Source organism: Salmonella sp. NW177, assembly GCF_051811585.1.
GTDB lineage: Bacteria > Pseudomonadota > Gammaproteobacteria > Enterobacterales > Enterobacteriaceae > Salmonella > Salmonella enterica.
The window spans coordinates 121,506-136,064 of the sequence record NZ_JAMMZV010000004.1 but is presented as its reverse complement, the minus strand read 5'-3'; the positions used below and the strand labels follow the sequence as shown (position 1 = coordinate 136,064).

Annotated in this window: 17 protein-coding genes and 1 pseudogene; 13 read left to right on the top strand and 5 right to left on the bottom strand. The window is 54.8% G+C overall.

The window, feature by feature from the left end; all coding sequences use genetic code 11:
- Positions 1 to 69: 69 nt before the first annotated feature.
- Positions 70 to 696 carry a lysoplasmalogenase gene (locus tag NA986_RS13460; RefSeq protein ID WP_000964735.1) on the bottom strand — a complete coding sequence of 209 codons (627 nt, stop codon included), beginning with the start codon at positions 694 to 696 and terminating at the stop codon, positions 70 to 72.
- 141 nt (positions 697 to 837) lie between these two features.
- Between NA986_RS13460 and NA986_RS13455 the strand changes: the two genes are divergently transcribed.
- A complete protein-coding gene (locus NA986_RS13455; protein WP_000042855.1) occupies positions 838 to 1,209 on the top strand; it encodes a DUF2500 domain-containing protein in 372 nt (123 codons plus the stop codon).
- Between the two features lie 21 nt (positions 1,210 to 1,230).
- Here the strand turns inward: NA986_RS13455 and NA986_RS13450 are convergent, their stop codons facing one another.
- A complete protein-coding gene (locus tag NA986_RS13450; RefSeq protein ID WP_000906762.1) occupies positions 1,231 to 1,500 on the bottom strand; it encodes a DUF1145 family protein in 270 nt (89 codons plus the stop codon).
- Entirely contained in the window at positions 1,490 to 2,086 is a 597-nt protein-coding gene (gene rsmD, locus NA986_RS13445; protein WP_000743275.1) for a 16S rRNA (guanine(966)-N(2))-methyltransferase, read from the bottom strand. Before rsmD ends, NA986_RS13450 begins: the two co-directional genes overlap by 11 nt.
- Before the next feature lie 125 nt (positions 2,087 to 2,211).
- On the opposite strand from rsmD, the gene ftsY reads away from it, so the two are divergent.
- The 5 genes from ftsY to livJ all read left to right on the top strand — a co-directional run bounded on the left by ftsY (position 2,212) and on the right by livJ (position 7,931).
- Positions 2,212 to 3,687 carry a signal recognition particle-docking protein FtsY gene (gene ftsY, locus NA986_RS13440; RefSeq protein ID WP_001118680.1) on the top strand — a complete coding sequence of 492 codons (1,476 nt, stop codon included), beginning with the start codon at positions 2,212 to 2,214 and terminating at the stop codon, positions 3,685 to 3,687.
- Between the two features lie 2 nt (positions 3,688 to 3,689).
- Positions 3,690 to 4,358: a cell division ATP-binding protein FtsE gene (gene ftsE, locus NA986_RS13435; protein WP_000617729.1), complete on the top strand. Its 669-nt coding sequence runs from the start codon at positions 3,690 to 3,692 to the stop codon at positions 4,356 to 4,358.
- Positions 4,351 to 5,406 (top strand): permease-like cell division protein FtsX, encoded by a 1,056-nt coding sequence (ftsX, locus tag NA986_RS13430; protein WP_001081707.1) that lies wholly within the window; start codon positions 4,351 to 4,353, stop codon positions 5,404 to 5,406. Before ftsE ends, ftsX begins: the two co-directional genes overlap by 8 nt.
- Positions 5,407 to 5,651: 245 nt before the next feature.
- A complete protein-coding gene (gene rpoH / locus NA986_RS13425) occupies positions 5,652 to 6,506 on the top strand; it encodes an RNA polymerase sigma factor RpoH (RefSeq protein WP_000159621.1) in 855 nt (284 codons plus the stop codon).
- 321 nt (positions 6,507 to 6,827) lie between these two features.
- Positions 6,828 to 7,931, top strand: coding sequence for a branched chain amino acid ABC transporter substrate-binding protein LivJ (livJ, locus tag NA986_RS13420; protein WP_001533929.1), 1,104 nt, complete (start codon positions 6,828 to 6,830; stop codon positions 7,929 to 7,931).
- Between the two features lie 41 nt (positions 7,932 to 7,972).
- Here the strand turns inward: livJ and NA986_RS13415 are convergent.
- Both NA986_RS13415 and panM read right to left on the bottom strand, forming a co-directional pair.
- Positions 7,973 to 8,067 (bottom strand): annotated as a pseudogene (locus tag NA986_RS13415) (hypothetical protein); the annotation flags it as partial.
- Positions 8,052 to 8,435, bottom strand: a complete 384-nt coding sequence (panM, locus tag NA986_RS13410; RefSeq protein ID WP_000778872.1) for an aspartate 1-decarboxylase autocleavage activator PanM — start codon at positions 8,433 to 8,435, stop codon at positions 8,052 to 8,054. The pseudogene NA986_RS13415 and the gene panM, both read right to left, overlap by 16 nt.
- A gap of 421 nt (positions 8,436 to 8,856) precedes the next feature.
- Between panM and livK the strand changes: the two genes are divergently transcribed.
- From livK to NA986_RS13375, 7 genes are all read left to right on the top strand, one after another.
- The gene (livK, locus tag NA986_RS13405) at positions 8,857 to 9,966 is read left to right on the top strand and encodes a high-affinity branched-chain amino acid ABC transporter substrate-binding protein LivK (protein WP_000822983.1); all 1,110 of its coding nucleotides are present in this window, start codon (positions 8,857 to 8,859) and stop codon (positions 9,964 to 9,966) included.
- 59 nt (positions 9,967 to 10,025) lie between these two features.
- Positions 10,026 to 10,952 carry a high-affinity branched-chain amino acid ABC transporter permease LivH gene (gene livH / locus NA986_RS13400; protein WP_000003005.1) on the top strand — a complete coding sequence of 309 codons (927 nt, stop codon included), beginning with the start codon at positions 10,026 to 10,028 and terminating at the stop codon, positions 10,950 to 10,952.
- On the top strand, positions 10,949 to 12,226 hold the full coding sequence (gene livM / locus NA986_RS13395) for a branched chain amino acid ABC transporter permease LivM (RefSeq protein ID WP_000803764.1): 1,278 nt from the start codon (positions 10,949 to 10,951) through the stop codon (positions 12,224 to 12,226). The genes livH and livM overlap by 4 nt, the downstream gene beginning before the upstream one ends.
- Complete coding sequence (livG, locus tag NA986_RS13390) at positions 12,223 to 12,990, top strand: high-affinity branched-chain amino acid ABC transporter ATP-binding protein LivG (RefSeq protein ID WP_000082083.1); 768 nt, start codon at positions 12,223 to 12,225, stop codon at positions 12,988 to 12,990. Before livM ends, livG begins: the two co-directional genes overlap by 4 nt.
- 1 nt (position 12,991) lies before the next feature.
- The gene (gene livF / locus NA986_RS13385) at positions 12,992 to 13,705 is read left to right on the top strand and encodes a high-affinity branched-chain amino acid ABC transporter ATP-binding protein LivF (RefSeq protein ID WP_000416114.1); all 714 of its coding nucleotides are present in this window, start codon (positions 12,992 to 12,994) and stop codon (positions 13,703 to 13,705) included.
- 130 nt (positions 13,706 to 13,835) lie between these two features.
- Positions 13,836 to 14,057, top strand: coding sequence for a type II toxin-antitoxin system Phd/YefM family antitoxin (locus tag NA986_RS13380; RefSeq protein ID WP_001522145.1), 222 nt, complete (start codon positions 13,836 to 13,838; stop codon positions 14,055 to 14,057).
- The gene (locus NA986_RS13375) at positions 14,054 to 14,422 is read left to right on the top strand and encodes a type II toxin-antitoxin system death-on-curing family toxin (RefSeq protein ID WP_000174963.1); all 369 of its coding nucleotides are present in this window, start codon (positions 14,054 to 14,056) and stop codon (positions 14,420 to 14,422) included. The genes NA986_RS13380 and NA986_RS13375 overlap by 4 nt, the downstream gene beginning before the upstream one ends.
- Positions 14,423 to 14,559: the final 137 nt, after the last annotated feature.

Sequence of the window (14,559 nt, the reverse complement as noted above, 5' to 3'; positions counted from 1 at the left end):
GTTGATGATAATTTTCTCATTAACCGGAGGATACACTCTGGAGTCGACTCCAGAGTCAAGCGCTATTATTTACAGGTACAGCGAGCGAACAATCAGGAAGTGTCCGGCAAAGTAGCAGGCGGCGGCAATCGCGTTATCCGCCCGGAAACGGCGGCGGTAATGGCTACCCAGCCAGACGATATTGCCGATGAACAGCAGCGTCGCGCCGGTAAAGGCCGAAAGGGCTGGCGCCGTTGGGCGGAAGAACCACAGTTCGCCCGCCAGCCAGACCATGACCAGCGTCATGGCGATAAAAGTACATACCGGCCAGCGTAGCTCCTCCAGTCGCGTCCAGATAACGGCGATAAGCAACGCGCCGACTATCAGTAACGCCAGCGGCAGCGGCCAGAAGAACGACAACGTCATTTGGCTGGCAAAGTAAATGGTGTAGAGCAGATGCGATAAGAAAAATGCCCCGACGGCGTACAGCAGGCGTTGACGCGGTAAGAGCGTTAACGCATCGCCGACCAGCGAGGCGCACAGTCCGGCCAACACAAGATAACTGATGGCGTCAAACATCGGCGCTTGCCAGGCCAGTAACAGCAACAGTAATAACGTGACGGGCTTAAAAACCCAGCGTTGCCAGGCTGGCCCGCGATAGGAGGCGTCCACATACAGCCATGCGGACAGGCAGACAGCGATAAACGACCAAAGCATCTTAATTCCTTGAATTCGTTATTTTTTCGCAAACGGTATGCTTGCGGCTCTATTATTCAGTGTAGAGGCCGTGACGGTCAGATGACAACACTATAACGGGCAGGGTATGCTTATTTCCGCATTTTCTGACAGGTTAACAGTATGAGTAAGCCACCGCTTTTCTTCATTATAATCATTGCATTAATCGTAGTTGCCGCGTCGTTCCGCTTCGTTCAGCAACGGCGGGAAAAAGCCGCTAATGAGGCGGCGCCGTTACAGCAAAAGCAGGTCGTGGTCAGCAATAAACGGGAGAAGCCGGTTAATGACCGACGCTCTCGCCAGCAGGAAGTGAGCCCGGCGGGAACCAGTATGCGCTATGAGGCAAGTTTTAAGCCGCTCAATGGCGGTCTGGAAAAAACGTTCCGTTTACAAGCGCAGCAGTACCACGCTTTGACGGTGGGCGATCAAGGTACGCTGAGCTATAAGGGAACGCGGTTCGTCGGGTTTGTTAGCCGTACCCCGGATAACGAATAAACCGTCATCCGGCAGCAAACGTTATTTTTTGTTCTTAAACTTCTTCTGCCAGACCAGCAGCTCAAACACGCCGAACAGGAAAATGCGGATTTTCTCTCCCGTCGTCATCTGCGGACCCTCTTTCGGTATCGTTGATTTCAGCAACGCCAACTGCATACCGTGCATCAGCGCCATGAACACCAACGCCACGTTGACGAAGATATTGAGCGGGCGCGGGAAGGGTTGCACCAGATTAAGAATCAAAAATGCCCACACGAAGAGCATTAATAAGCGGCCCAGATTAATCAACATCATTTTCTCCTTGCGCGTCGCGCTGATACAGACGATAAGCGACCTGTCCGGCCACCTTTTCTCGATACAATGCCCAGTTCGCCGGAACGGGCGGCAGACCGTTTTCCACCTCGCTTTCTACGTAGATTAGCGCGTCGTCGGCCAGCCATCCCTGGGTTTCCAGCAATTGTAACGTCTCTTCCAGCAGCCCTTTACGAAACGGCGGGTCGACAAAGACGACGTGATGCGGCGTTCCCGGCTGGCTGAGGAAGGCCAGAGTATTGGTATTGACGACGCGAGCATTGTTGGCTTTCAGCGTCGCCAGATTTTTTTGCAACTGCTGCGATACGGCGCGATCCATTTCCAGTAACGTTGCCTGGGCCGCATAACGCGATAGCGCCTCCAGGCCCAGAGCGCCGCTGCCGGCAAAGCAATCCAGACAATGGGCGTCTACCATTACCGGAGCCAGCCAGTTAAATAACGTTTCGCGCACGCGATCGGTGGTGGGACGCAGACCCGGGCTGTCCGGAACCGGTAATTTACGGCCACGCCATTGCCCGCCAATAATGCGGATTTGGCCGCTGCCAGAGTGAGTCGGTTTTTTCATTTCTCTTGCTCGAACCGCCTGTTGCAAGTTATTCCAGGCGGTGATGTGAATTAAGTTAAGTGATAGACTATTTCATCATTTTTTTAGCTTCCATGTATATAGCGCCGCGAGGGGTGTAGTCGCAGATGGCAAAACAGAAAAAACGTGGCTTCTTTTCCTGGTTGGGCTTCGGTGATAAAGAGCAGAAGCAGGAACAGACCGAAGAACAGCAGATTGTTGAGGAACAACGACCGGTTGAGCCCCCTGTTGAAACGGCGGCAGACATAGACGCGCAAACGCCCGCGCACAGCAAAGCAGAAACCGAAGCCTTTGCGGAAGAGGTGGTGGACGTTACTGAGAAAGTTCAGGAGAGCGAAAAACCGCAGCCGGTAGAGCCGGAGCCCGCGACGGCTGTTGAGACGGCAGCGCCGCAGATCGCGGTGGAACGCGAAGAATTGCCGCTGCCGGAAGAGGTCAAAGACGAGGCTATCTCGCCGGAAGAGTGGCAGGCCGAAGCGGAAACCGTAGAGGTCATTGCCGCGGTAGAAGAAGAGGGCGAAAACGCGGCGAAATTCACCGACGAAGAGCTGGAAGCGCAGGCGCTGGCCGCTCAGGCGGCGGAAGAGGCGGTGATGGTTGTTCCGCCGGCGGAAGAAGACGCGCCGGTGGAAGCGATCGTTCAGGAGCAGGAAAAACCGACTAAAGAAGGTTTCTTTGCCCGCCTGAAACGCAGTCTGCTGAAAACCAAAGAAAATCTCGGTTCCGGATTTATCAGTCTGTTCCGCGGCAAGAAAATCGACGATGATTTGTTCGAGGAGCTGGAAGAGCAGTTGCTCATCGCTGATGTTGGGGTAGAAACCACGCGTAAGATTATCGCTAATCTGACGGAAGGCGCCAGCCGCAAACAGCTTAAAGATGCCGAGGCGCTGTATGGTCTGTTGAAAGACGAGATGGGCGAGATTCTGGCGAAGGTAGACGAACCGCTTAATATTGAAGGTAAAACGCCTTTTGTTATTCTGATGGTTGGCGTGAACGGCGTGGGTAAAACCACTACTATCGGTAAACTGGCGCGCCAGTTTGAGCAGCAGGGTAAATCAGTGATGCTGGCGGCGGGGGATACTTTCCGCGCGGCGGCGGTCGAACAGCTACAGGTCTGGGGACAGCGTAACAACATTCCGGTTATCGCCCAGCATACCGGCGCGGACTCCGCCTCGGTGATTTTTGACGCTATCCAGGCCGCGAAGGCGCGTAATGTGGATGTGTTAATTGCCGATACGGCAGGGCGTCTGCAGAACAAGTCGCACCTGATGGAAGAGCTGAAAAAAATCGTTCGCGTCATGAAAAAGCTGGACGAAGAAGCGCCACATGAAGTTATGCTGACCATTGACGCCAGCACCGGACAGAACGCGGTAAGCCAGGCCAAACTGTTCCATGAAGCGGTGGGCTTAACCGGTATTACCCTGACCAAGCTGGACGGTACGGCGAAAGGCGGGGTGATTTTCTCGGTAGCTGACCAGTTTGGCATTCCTATCCGTTACATTGGCGTGGGCGAACGTATCGAGGATTTGCGTCCGTTTAAGGCGGACGATTTTATTGAGGCACTTTTTGCCCGAGAGGATTAACAATGATTCGCTTTGAACATGTCAGCAAGGCCTATCTCGGCGGGAGACAAGCGCTGCAGGGAGTGACATTCCATATGCGGCCAGGCGAGATGGCGTTTCTGACCGGCCACTCCGGCGCGGGGAAAAGTACCCTGCTGAAGCTAATCTGTGGGATTGAGCGGCCCAGCGCCGGCAAAATCTTCTTCAGCGGGCATGATATTACGCGCCTGAAAAACCGCGAAGTGCCGTTTTTGCGCCGCCAGATTGGGATGATTTTCCAGGATCACCATCTGCTGATGGATCGCACGGTCTATGACAATGTGGCGATACCGTTAATCATTGCCGGCGCCAGCGGCGATGATATCCGTCGTCGTGTGTCGGCGGCGCTGGATAAGGTTGGACTACTGGACAAAGCGAGAAACTTCCCGATTCAACTCTCCGGAGGCGAACAACAGCGCGTGGGCATCGCCCGCGCGGTGGTCAATAAGCCAGCGGTATTGCTGGCGGATGAACCGACCGGGAACCTGGACGACGCGTTGTCGGAAGGGATTTTACGTCTGTTTGAAGAGTTTAACCGCGTAGGGGTGACGGTACTGATGGCGACGCACGATATTGGACTTATCTCCCGTCGTTCCTATAGGCAGCTCGTCCTGAGCGATGGACATCTGCATGGAGGCCTGGCCAATGAATAGGCGCGACGCGATTAACCAAATCAGGCAGTTCGGCGGACGGCTGGATCGACTGCGTAAGTCTCGCGGCGGAACAGGCGGCGGGCGCAACGCGCCAGGACGCCAGAAGCCGACGCCGAAACCGAACTCACGTAAAACAAATGTCTTTAATGAACAGGTGCGCTATGCCTGGCACGGCGCGCTGCAAGATCTGAAAAGCAAACCGCTGGCGACGTTTCTGACGGTGATGGTGATCGCCATCTCCCTGACGCTGCCCAGCGTCTGTTACATGGTCTATAAGAACGTCAACCAGGCGGCGACTCAGTATTATCCGTCGCCGCAGATCACCGTTTATCTGCAAAAAACGCTGGATGATGACGCAGCGGCGCGGGTCGTTGGGCAGCTTCAGGCCGAGCAGGGCGTTGAGAAGGTCAACTACCTGTCCCGTGAGGACGCGCTGGGAGAATTCCGCAACTGGTCGGGTTTTGGCGGCGCGCTGGACATGCTGGAAGAGAACCCGCTGCCGGCGGTGGCGGTGGTGATCCCCAAGCTGGACTTCCAGAGTACCGCCTCGCTTAATACGCTGCGCGACCGTATCTCGCAGATTAACGGCATTGACGAAGTCCGCATGGATGATAGCTGGTTTGCGCGCCTGGCGGCGCTCACCGGGCTGGTGGGCCGCGTGTCGGCGATGATCGGCGTGCTGATGGTCGCGGCGGTCTTCCTCGTTATCGGCAACAGCGTGCGCCTGAGCATTTTTGCCCGTCGCGACACCATTAACGTGCAAAAGCTGATTGGCGCGACCGATGGCTTTATCCTGCGTCCGTTCCTCTACGGCGGCGCGTTGCTCGGTTTTTCCGGCGCGTTTCTTTCACTGATATTGTCTGAAATTTTGGTGATGCGTTTATCATCGGCGGTGACTGAAGTGGCGCAGGTCTTCGGCACGAAGTTTGATCTCAACGGTTTATCGTTCGATGAGTGCCTGTTGCTGCTGCTGGTCTGTTCCATGATTGGCTGGATCGCCGCCTGGCTGGCCACGGTGCAACATTTACGTCACTTTACTCCCGATTGATAAAATCGTGGTATAATCTTTCCCTGCAATGGGCTTCCGTTCGCAGGGAAAGAGTCCCTGTTGTCTCTTCCCCGCGCGTCATCTTTATGTCACAAGATTTGTGCAAATTATGCACAGTGTTACATTGAACTTGTGGATAAAATCACTGTCTGATAAAAGAGTGGGTGATATTCTCGTTGCTCATCGGCTTTGGCACGGTTGTTGCTCGCTGACGGTGCCAGGCAATACTGATTGAGAGGATTTGAATGACCAAAGAAATGCAAAATTTAGCTTTAGCCCCTGTTGGCAACCTGGAATCTTATATCCGGGCGGCGAACGCGTGGCCGATGTTATCGGCTGACGAGGAGCGGGCATTGGCTGAAAGGCTGCATTACCAGGGCGATCTGGAAGCAGCTAAAACGCTGATCCTGTCTCACCTGCGCTTTGTTGTTCATATTGCTCGTAACTATGCGGGCTATGGTCTGCCGCAGGCGGATTTGATCCAGGAAGGCAACATCGGCCTGATGAAAGCCGTACGCCGTTTCAACCCGGAAGTAGGCGTGCGTCTGGTCTCCTTCGCCGTACACTGGATTAAAGCAGAAATTCACGAATACGTGCTGCGTAACTGGCGTATCGTTAAAGTCGCAACCACGAAAGCGCAGCGTAAGCTGTTCTTTAATCTGCGTAAAACCAAGCAGCGTCTGGGCTGGTTTAATCAGGATGAGGTTGAAATGGTGGCGCGCGAACTGGGTGTTTCCAGTAAAGACGTGCGTGAGATGGAGTCGCGTATGGCGGCGCAGGACATGACGTTTGACATGTCTTCGGACGATGAGTCCGACAGCCAGCCAATGGCGCCGGTGCTGTATCTGCAGGATAAATCGTCTAACTTTGCCGACGGCATTGAAGACGATAACTGGGAAGAGCAGGCCGCCAATCGACTGACCGACGCGATGCAGGGGCTCGACGAGCGTAGCCAGGATATTATCCGCGCTCGCTGGCTGGACGAAGACAATAAGTCTACGTTGCAGGAGCTGGCCGATCGTTACGGCGTCTCCGCTGAGCGTGTGCGCCAGCTTGAAAAGAACGCCATGAAAAAGCTTCGCGCTGCGATCGAAGCGTAATCTTCGCGAATTGCCAATGAACCCTCGAATGTGAATTCGGGGGTTTTGTTTTTTGTAGGCCGGATAAGGCGTTTACCCTGCCATCCGGCAACACGTTTGCCCGATGGCGCTTCGCTTATCGGGCCTACGGACCCTTCCTCTCCCCCACCGACACAAATCTGTTATCTGAATGTAAATTTAGCTATTCCAAAATAATAAAAATCGGGTATGTTTTAGCAGAGTATGCTGCTAAAGCACGGGTAGCTAGCCAATAATCGAAATAAAGTGCTGAACAATAACACCACAACACACGTAACAACCAGAATAATGGGGATTATCAGGATGAATATGAAGGGTAAAACGTTATTGGCAGGATGTATCGCCCTGTCATTAAGCCATATGGCATTCGCAGAGGACATTAAAGTCGCGGTTGTCGGCGCGATGTCCGGTCCGGTGGCGCAGTATGGCGACCAGGAATTTACCGGTGCGGAGCAGGCAATTGCCGATATCAATGCGAAAGGCGGTATTAAAGGCGATAAGCTCGTCGCGGTGAAATATGACGACGCCTGCGACCCGAAACAGGCGGTAGCTGTCGCTAACAAAGTGGTGAACGACGGCATCAAGTATGTTATCGGACACTTATGCTCCTCTTCCACACAGCCAGCCTCTGATATCTACGAAGACGAAGGCATCCTGATGATAACCCCGGCGGCGACCGCGCCGGAGCTGACCGCACGCGGCTATAACCTGATTTTGCGCACGACCGGCCTGGACTCTGACCAGGGACCAACGGCGGCAAAGTATATTCTGGAGAAGGTAAAACCGCAGCGCATCGCGATTATCCACGATAAGCAGCAGTACGGCGAAGGGCTGGCGCGCGCGGTGCAGGACGGTCTGAAGAAAGGCGGCGTTAACGTCGTATTCTTTGACGGCATCACCGCCGGCGAAAAAGATTTCTCCACTCTGGTAGCGCGCCTGAAGAAAGAGAATATCGACTTTGTCTACTACGGCGGTTATCACCCGGAAATGGGGCAGATTTTGCGCCAGTCCCGCGCCGCAGGGCTGAAAACCCAGTTTATGGGGCCGGAAGGGGTGGCGAACGTGTCGCTGTCTAACATCGCCGGAGAGTCGGCGGAAGGCTTACTGGTCACTAAACCGAAGAACTACGATCAGGTGCCAGCGAACAAACCGATTGTGGATGCCATCAAAGCCAAGAAACAAGATCCTAGCGGCGCATTCGTGTGGACCACCTACGCCGCGCTGCAATCGTTGCAGGCGGGCCTGAACCAGTCTGACGATCCGGCGGAAATTGCCAAATACCTGAAAGGCGCCACGGTCGACACCGTAATGGGACCGCTGTCGTGGGATGAGAAAGGCGATCTGAAAGGATTTGAGTTCGGCGTGTTTGACTGGCATGCGAATGGTACGGCGACCGACGCGAAGTAATTGAGTGCCGGGTGGCGGCTTCGCCTTACCCGGCCTACATACCTGGAAAATTGCGAGGTGGTTTTTTATTTTTTGCTCCCGGCATGTAGGCCGGATAAGCGTCAGCGCCATCCGGCTTTTTTATCTTTTTTCCCAGCCATCCGCCTGGGCCGTAAACCCTAACGCCTGCATAAACGCGGCCATCACGCTACGGTCTTCAACACCGACATCCGCCATCCACCACGACGAGACGTTGGGATTATCGCGGATGACTTCTTCTACCAGGTATTGCCCGACGCCGCGGCGACGGGTGATTTCACGCACGCGTAAGGAATCCAGCGCGCCCTGCGTTCCGCTCAGCGTCACTCTTACGGCGCCCAACAAACGCTCGTTAAACCGCGCGGCATAAATCCGGTGCGTTTCATCTACGCTTAATGAGGAGGCGGAATATTCCGGCCAGATTTTGCCCAGATCGATCTGATCCTGAGCGCTAAAGTGTTCTAAACGAAGAATGGTCAGCTTCATCGACGGCTTGTCCCGATTTCAAAAGATGCGATCAGTGTACCGAAACAGGCAGGCCAGATGCTTTCTCTTTTTTGTGTCATTTACCAGGTTATTAATTTTTTAACAACGATAATTACAGTTTGAAGCATTAGAGAATGGAAAACAGGCAGCATAATTCCCTGAATGCTAGTGAATTATTCCACTTAATATGCCGTTATTTTATGCTGACAAGCGTGCTTTTTTTTGTTTATCTATAGCGAAAAGCAGAATATTATCTTTTCTTAATAGACTGAAAAATAGAGATTTTAATCTTATTATGCTTTAAATTCTGCGCTAACTCATTAATGAGTCAGTAAAAAGCGCACCATTTATAAAAAGTACAGTCTGCTTTTTAACCAGCAAAAAACAAAACATATAACATCACGAATGGGGATACAGGCACATGAAACGGAAAGCGAAAACGATAATCGCAGGGATGGTTGCATTAGCAGTCTCGCAGGGGGCAATGGCAGATGATATTAAAGTCGCCATAGTCGGGGCAATGTCCGGCCCGGTAGCGCAATGGGGCGATATGGAATTTAACGGCGCGCGCCAGGCCATTAAAGACATCAACGCTAAAGGCGGGATTAAAGGCGATAAGCTGGTCGGCGTAGAGTACGATGATGCCTGCGATCCAAAACAGGCGGTGGCGGTGGCCAACAAAATCGTTAACGACGGTATTCAATACGTTATTGGTCACTTGTGTTCTTCTTCTACTCAGCCAGCATCCGATATCTATGAAGATGAAGGTATTCTGATGATCTCCCCGGGGGCGACTAACCCGGAGCTGACCCAGCGCGGCTATCAGTACATTATGCGTACCGCCGGCCTGGACTCCTCCCAGGGGCCAACGGCCGCGAAATACATCCTGGAAACGGTGAAACCGCAGCGCATCGCTATCATTCACGATAAACAGCAATACGGCGAAGGACTGGCGCGCTCCGTGCAGGATGGCCTGAAGCAGGGCAATGCCAATATTGTCTTTTTTGATGGTATTACCGCCGGCGAAAAAGATTTCTCCGCCCTGATTGCCCGCTTGCAAAAAGAGAATATCGACTTTGTGTATTACGGCGGCTACTACCCGGAAATGGGGCAGATGCTGCGCCAGGCGCGGGCTAATGGCCTGAAAACGCAATTTATGGGGCCGGAAGGCGTGGGTAACGCGTCGCTGTCCAATATTGCGGGCGGTGCGGCGGAGGGCATGTTGGTGACGATGCCAAAACGTTATGACCAGGACCCGGCGAATAAAGCGATTGTCGAGGCGCTGAAAGCCGACAAGAAAGATCCCAGCGGTCCGTATGTCTGGATCACCTACGCCGCCGTCCAGTCACTGGCGACCGCAATGACGCGTAGCGCCAGCCATGCTCCACTGGATCTGGTGAAAGATCTTAAAGCGAACGGGGCTGATACCGTTATTGGGCCGCTGAAATGGGATGAAAAAGGCGATCTTAAGGGATTTGAATTTGGCGTCTTCCAGTGGCACGCCGACGGCTCGTCAACCGTCGCGAAGTAATGCCAGAAGATAAGTTATCCCACCGCCCGCACGCCGGGCGGGTTTAAAAAGGTTACCTTATGTCCGAGCAGTTTCTCTATTTCTTGCAGCAGATGTTTAACGGCGTCACGCTGGGGAGCACCTACGCGCTGATTGCTATCGGTTATACGATGGTGTACGGCATTATCGGCATGATCAACTTCGCTCATGGCGAGGTGTATATGATCGGCAGCTACGTCTCTTTTATGATCATCGCCGCGCTAATGATGATGGGAATAGACACCAGTTGGCTCCTGGTGGCCGCCGGATTTATCGGCGCGATTATTATTGCCAGCGCCTACGGCTGGAGTATCGAGCGAGTCGCTTACCGGCCTGTGCGCAACTCCAAGCGCCTGATCGCCCTGATTTCCGCCATCGGGATGTCCATCTTTCTGCAAAACTACGTCAGCCTGACGGAAGGTTCGCGCGACGTGGCGTTACCCAGCCTGTTTAACGGCCAGTGGATTGTGGGCAGCAGCGAAAACTTTGCCGCGTCCATCACCACCATGCAGGCGGTTATCTGGATAGTCACCTTTCTGGCTATGCTGGCGCTCACCATTTTCATTCGCTACTCCCGGATGGGCCGCGCCTGCCGCGCCTGCGCGGAGGATCTGAAAATGGCCAGCCTGCTCGGCATTAATACCGACCGCGTCATTGCGCTAACGTTTGTTATCGGCGCGGCAATGGCGGCGGTGGCGGGCGTGCTGCTCGGTCAGTTCTATGGCGTAATTAACCCCTACATCGGTTTTATGGCCGGGATGAAAGCGTTCACCGCGGCGGTGCTGGGCGGGATTGGCAGCATTCCGGGCGCGATGATCGGCGGTCTGATTTTGGGCGTCGCCGAAGCGCTCTCGTCTGCATATTTAAGTACCGAATATAAAGATGTCGTATCGTTCGCTCTGCTGATTCTGGTACTGCTGGTGATGCCGACCGGTATCCTGGGGCGTCCGGAGGTAGAGAAAGTATGAAACCGATGCATATTGCGATGGCTCTGTTCTCTGCGGCGATGTTCTTCGTTCTGGCTGGCGTCTTCATGGGCGTACAACTGGAGCTGGACGGCACCAAACTGGTGGTGGATACCGCCGCCGACATCCGCTGGCAGTGGATCTTTATCGGTACGGCAGTGGTTTTTTTCTTTCAGTTGCTGCGTCCGATGTTCCAGAAAGCGGTGAAGCACGTCTCCGGACCGAAGTTTATTCTGCCGGCGATCGATGGCTCTACCGTTAAGCAAAAGCTGTTTCTGATGGCGCTGTTGGTTATCGCCGTGGCATGGCCGTTTATGGTGTCGCGCGGTAGCGTCGATATCGCCACCATGACCATGATTTATATCATCCTCGGTCTGGGGCTGAACGTGGTGGTGGGGCTGTCCGGCCTGCTGGTATTGGGCTACGGCGGCTTTTACGCCATCGGCGCTTATACCTTTGCGCTGCTCAACCACTATTATGGTTTGGGTTTCTGGACCTGCCTGCCGCTGGCGGGATTGGTCTCCGCCGCCGCTGGTTTCCTGCTCGGCTTCCCGGTACTGCGTCTGCGCGGCGACTATCTGGCGATTGTGACGCTCGGCTTCGGCGAAATCGTCCGTATCCTGTTGCTCAACAACACGGAAATTACCGGCGGCCCGAACGGCATCAGCCAGATCCCCAAACCGACGCTGTTTGGTCTGGAGTTTAGCCGCAACACCCGCGAAGGCGGCTGGGATACCTTCAGCAATTTCTTTGGCGTGAAGTACGACCCATCCGACCGGGTCATTTTCCTCTATCTGGTGGCCCTGTTGCTGGTGGTCCTGTCGCTGTTTGTCATTAACCGCCTGCTGCGTATGCCGCTGGGCCGGGCGTGGGAAGCGTTGCGTGAAGATGAGATCGCCTGTCGCTCATTAGGTTTAAGCCCGACGCGCATTAAGCTGACCGCTTTTACTATCAGCGCCGCGTTTGCCGGTTTCGCCGGGACGTTGTTTGCCGCCCGCCAGGGCTTTGTCAGCCCGGAATCCTTCACCTTCGCCGAATCCGCCTTCGTGCTGGCGATTGTGGTGCTGGGCGGAATGGGCTCGCAGTTTGCGGTGATCCTGGCGGCGGTTCTGCTGGTGGTGTCGCGCGAATTGATGCGTGACTTCAACGAATACAGCATGTTGATGCTCGGCGGTTTGATGGTGTTGATGATGATCTGGCGCCCGCAGGGATTGCTGCCGATGACGCGTCCGCAGTTGAAGCTGAAAAGTGGTCAGGCGAAAGGAGAGCAGGCATGAGTCAGCCATTATTAGCGGTTAACGGCCTGATGATGCGCTTTGGCGGTTTGCTGGCGGTCAACAATGTATCGCTGGAATTGCGTGAGCGGGAAATTGTGTCGCTGATTGGCCCTAACGGCGCGGGTAAAACGACGGTGTTTAACTGCCTGACCGGTTTTTATAAGCCGACAGGCGGTACGATCACGTTGCGCGAGCGGCATCTGGAAGGGTTGCCGGGCCAGCAGATCGCCCGCATGGGCGTGGTACGTACTTTCCAGCATGTTCGCCTGTTTCGCGAAATGACGGTGATTGAAAACCTGCTGGTGGCGCAGCACCAGCAACTGAAAACGGGCCTCTTTTCCGGCCTGTTGAAAACGCCCGCTTTCCGCCGCGCGCAAAGCGAAGCGCTGGACCGCGCGGCGACCTGGCTTGAGCGTATTGGCCTGCTGGAACATGCCAACCGCCAGGCCAGTAATCTGGCCTACGGCGACCAGCGCCGGCTGGAGATTGCCCGCTGCATGGTGACGCAGCCAGAAATTCTGATGCTCGACGAACCGGCGGCTGGCCTTAACCCGAAAGAGACCAAAGAGCTGGATGAGCTGATTGCCGAGCTACGTAACCATCACAACACCACTATCTTGCTGATTGAACACGATATGAAGCTGGTGATGGGCATTTCCGATCGCATTTACGTGGTGAACCAGGGCACGCCGCTGGCGAACGGCACGCCGGAAGAGATCCGCAACAACCCGGACGTCATCCGCGCTTATCTGGGTGAGGCATAAGATGGAAAAAACGATGTTAACGTTTGAAAAAGTCAGCGCCCACTACGGCAAAATTCAGGCGCTGCACGACGTCAGTCTGCACATCAACCAGGGGGAAATCGTTACCCTGATTGGCGCTAACGGCGCGGGGAAAACGACGCTGCTTGGCACCTTGTGCGGCGATCCGCGCGCCTCCAGCGGACGGGTGGTGTTTGACGGTAAAGACATCACCGACTGGCAGACGGCGAAAATCATGCGTGAAGCGGTGGCGATAGTGCCGGAAGGGCGGCGCGTCTTCTCGCGGATGACGGTGGAAGAGAACCTGGCGATGGGCGGTTTTTTTGCCGAGCGCGATCGGTTTCAGGAGCGTATCAAATGGGTGTACGAGCTGTTTCCGCGCCTGCATGAACGCCGTATCCAGCGAGCGGGCACCATGTCCGGTGGCGAACAGCAGATGCTGGCGATTGGCCGCGCGCTGATGAGCCAGCCGAGGCTATTGCTGCTGGATGAACCGTCGCTGGGGCTGGCGCCGATCATCATCCAGCAGATCTTCGACACCATTGAGCAGTTGCGCGAGCAGGGTATGACCATCTTCCTTGTCGAGCAGAACGCCAACCAGGCGCTGAAGCTCGCCGACCGCGGTTATGTGCTGGAAAACGGCCACGTGGTGCTATCCGATACCGGTGATGCGCTGCTGGCGAACGAAGCGGTGCGCAGCGCCTATCTGGGCGGTTAGACTGTGCCAGGGGGAAGCGCGTGCGCCGCCCCCCGGTGACGGCAACGGTAAAATTTTTCAAAAGAGCCTGATGGCTCTTTTTTTGTACGTGTTTGTTGTACAATAAACATGTACAACTGGGGAGGTGTTTATGCGTACGGTTAACTATAGCGAAGCGCGGCAAAATCTGGCCGAAGTCCTGGAGAGCGCGGTGACGGCGGGCCCTGTCACCATCACGCGTCGTGGGCATAAGTCCGCAGTGATCATCAGCGCCGAGGAGTTTGAGCGTTATCAGACGGCGCGAATGGATGATGAGTTTGCTGCCATTATGGCGGTTCATGGCAATGAGCTCAGGGAGCTGGCGGATAAATGACCCTACAACTTATCTCAGCGGAAGAGATAATTCAGTTTCACGACAGGCTTCTCCGCGTTACGCCTGGTGTAACAGGCATGCCTGATCCTGGCCGCGCGGAAGCGCTAATGTACCGGGTACTCAATCAAATCGAATATGAAGGGGTGACCGACGTGTGGCTGCTGGCGGCAATGCATTTGCTCGCTATATCCCGTGGGCATATCTTCAATGATGGTAACAAACGTACCGCCTTATTTATTACGCTGCTGTTTTTAAAGCGTAACGGGATCTCACTCGCTGCGAATCCAGATTTTGTCGATATGACAGTCGATGCGGCGGCAGGGCGGCTTACGCTGGAGCAAATTGCCGTTCGCTTACGCGCCTGAGACGTTAATCCCGGCGACGCTCCGCCTGGTTGAGTTACGGCATGTGTGCCGCCCCCGGGAATAATGTCGTACCTATCCGTGCCGTAGCTCCCACTTTTCTTTTCCGGCGCTTTCACTGCCTTGCCATCTCTCTGTCG

Excerpts from the sequence above, each read along its gene's own strand:
- NA986_RS13460 (WP_000964735.1), bottom strand. The coding sequence starts at position 696 with ATGCTTTGGTCGTTTATCGCTGTCTGCCTGTCCGCATGGCTGTATGTG.
- NA986_RS13455 (WP_000042855.1), top strand. The coding sequence starts at position 838 with ATGAGTAAGCCACCGCTTTTCTTCATTATAATCATTGCATTAATCGTA.
- NA986_RS13450 (WP_000906762.1), bottom strand. The coding sequence starts at position 1,500 with ATGTTGATTAATCTGGGCCGCTTATTAATGCTCTTCGTGTGGGCATTT.
- rsmD (WP_000743275.1), bottom strand. The coding sequence starts at position 2,086 with ATGAAAAAACCGACTCACTCTGGCAGCGGCCAAATCCGCATTATTGGC.
- ftsY (WP_001118680.1), top strand. The coding sequence starts at position 2,212 with ATGGCAAAACAGAAAAAACGTGGCTTCTTTTCCTGGTTGGGCTTCGGT.
- ftsE (WP_000617729.1), top strand. The coding sequence starts at position 3,690 with ATGATTCGCTTTGAACATGTCAGCAAGGCCTATCTCGGCGGGAGACAA.
- ftsX (WP_001081707.1), top strand. The coding sequence starts at position 4,351 with ATGAATAGGCGCGACGCGATTAACCAAATCAGGCAGTTCGGCGGACGG.
- rpoH (WP_000159621.1), top strand. The coding sequence starts at position 5,652 with ATGACCAAAGAAATGCAAAATTTAGCTTTAGCCCCTGTTGGCAACCTG.
- livJ (WP_001533929.1), top strand. The coding sequence starts at position 6,828 with ATGAATATGAAGGGTAAAACGTTATTGGCAGGATGTATCGCCCTGTCA.
- panM (WP_000778872.1), bottom strand. The coding sequence starts at position 8,435 with ATGAAGCTGACCATTCTTCGTTTAGAACACTTTAGCGCTCAGGATCAG.
- livK (WP_000822983.1), top strand. The coding sequence starts at position 8,857 with ATGAAACGGAAAGCGAAAACGATAATCGCAGGGATGGTTGCATTAGCA.
- livH (WP_000003005.1), top strand. The coding sequence starts at position 10,026 with ATGTCCGAGCAGTTTCTCTATTTCTTGCAGCAGATGTTTAACGGCGTC.
- livM (WP_000803764.1), top strand. The coding sequence starts at position 10,949 with ATGAAACCGATGCATATTGCGATGGCTCTGTTCTCTGCGGCGATGTTC.
- livG (WP_000082083.1), top strand. The coding sequence starts at position 12,223 with ATGAGTCAGCCATTATTAGCGGTTAACGGCCTGATGATGCGCTTTGGC.
- livF (WP_000416114.1), top strand. The coding sequence starts at position 12,992 with ATGGAAAAAACGATGTTAACGTTTGAAAAAGTCAGCGCCCACTACGGC.
- NA986_RS13380 (WP_001522145.1), top strand. The coding sequence starts at position 13,836 with ATGCGTACGGTTAACTATAGCGAAGCGCGGCAAAATCTGGCCGAAGTC.
- NA986_RS13375 (WP_000174963.1), top strand. The coding sequence starts at position 14,054 with ATGACCCTACAACTTATCTCAGCGGAAGAGATAATTCAGTTTCACGAC.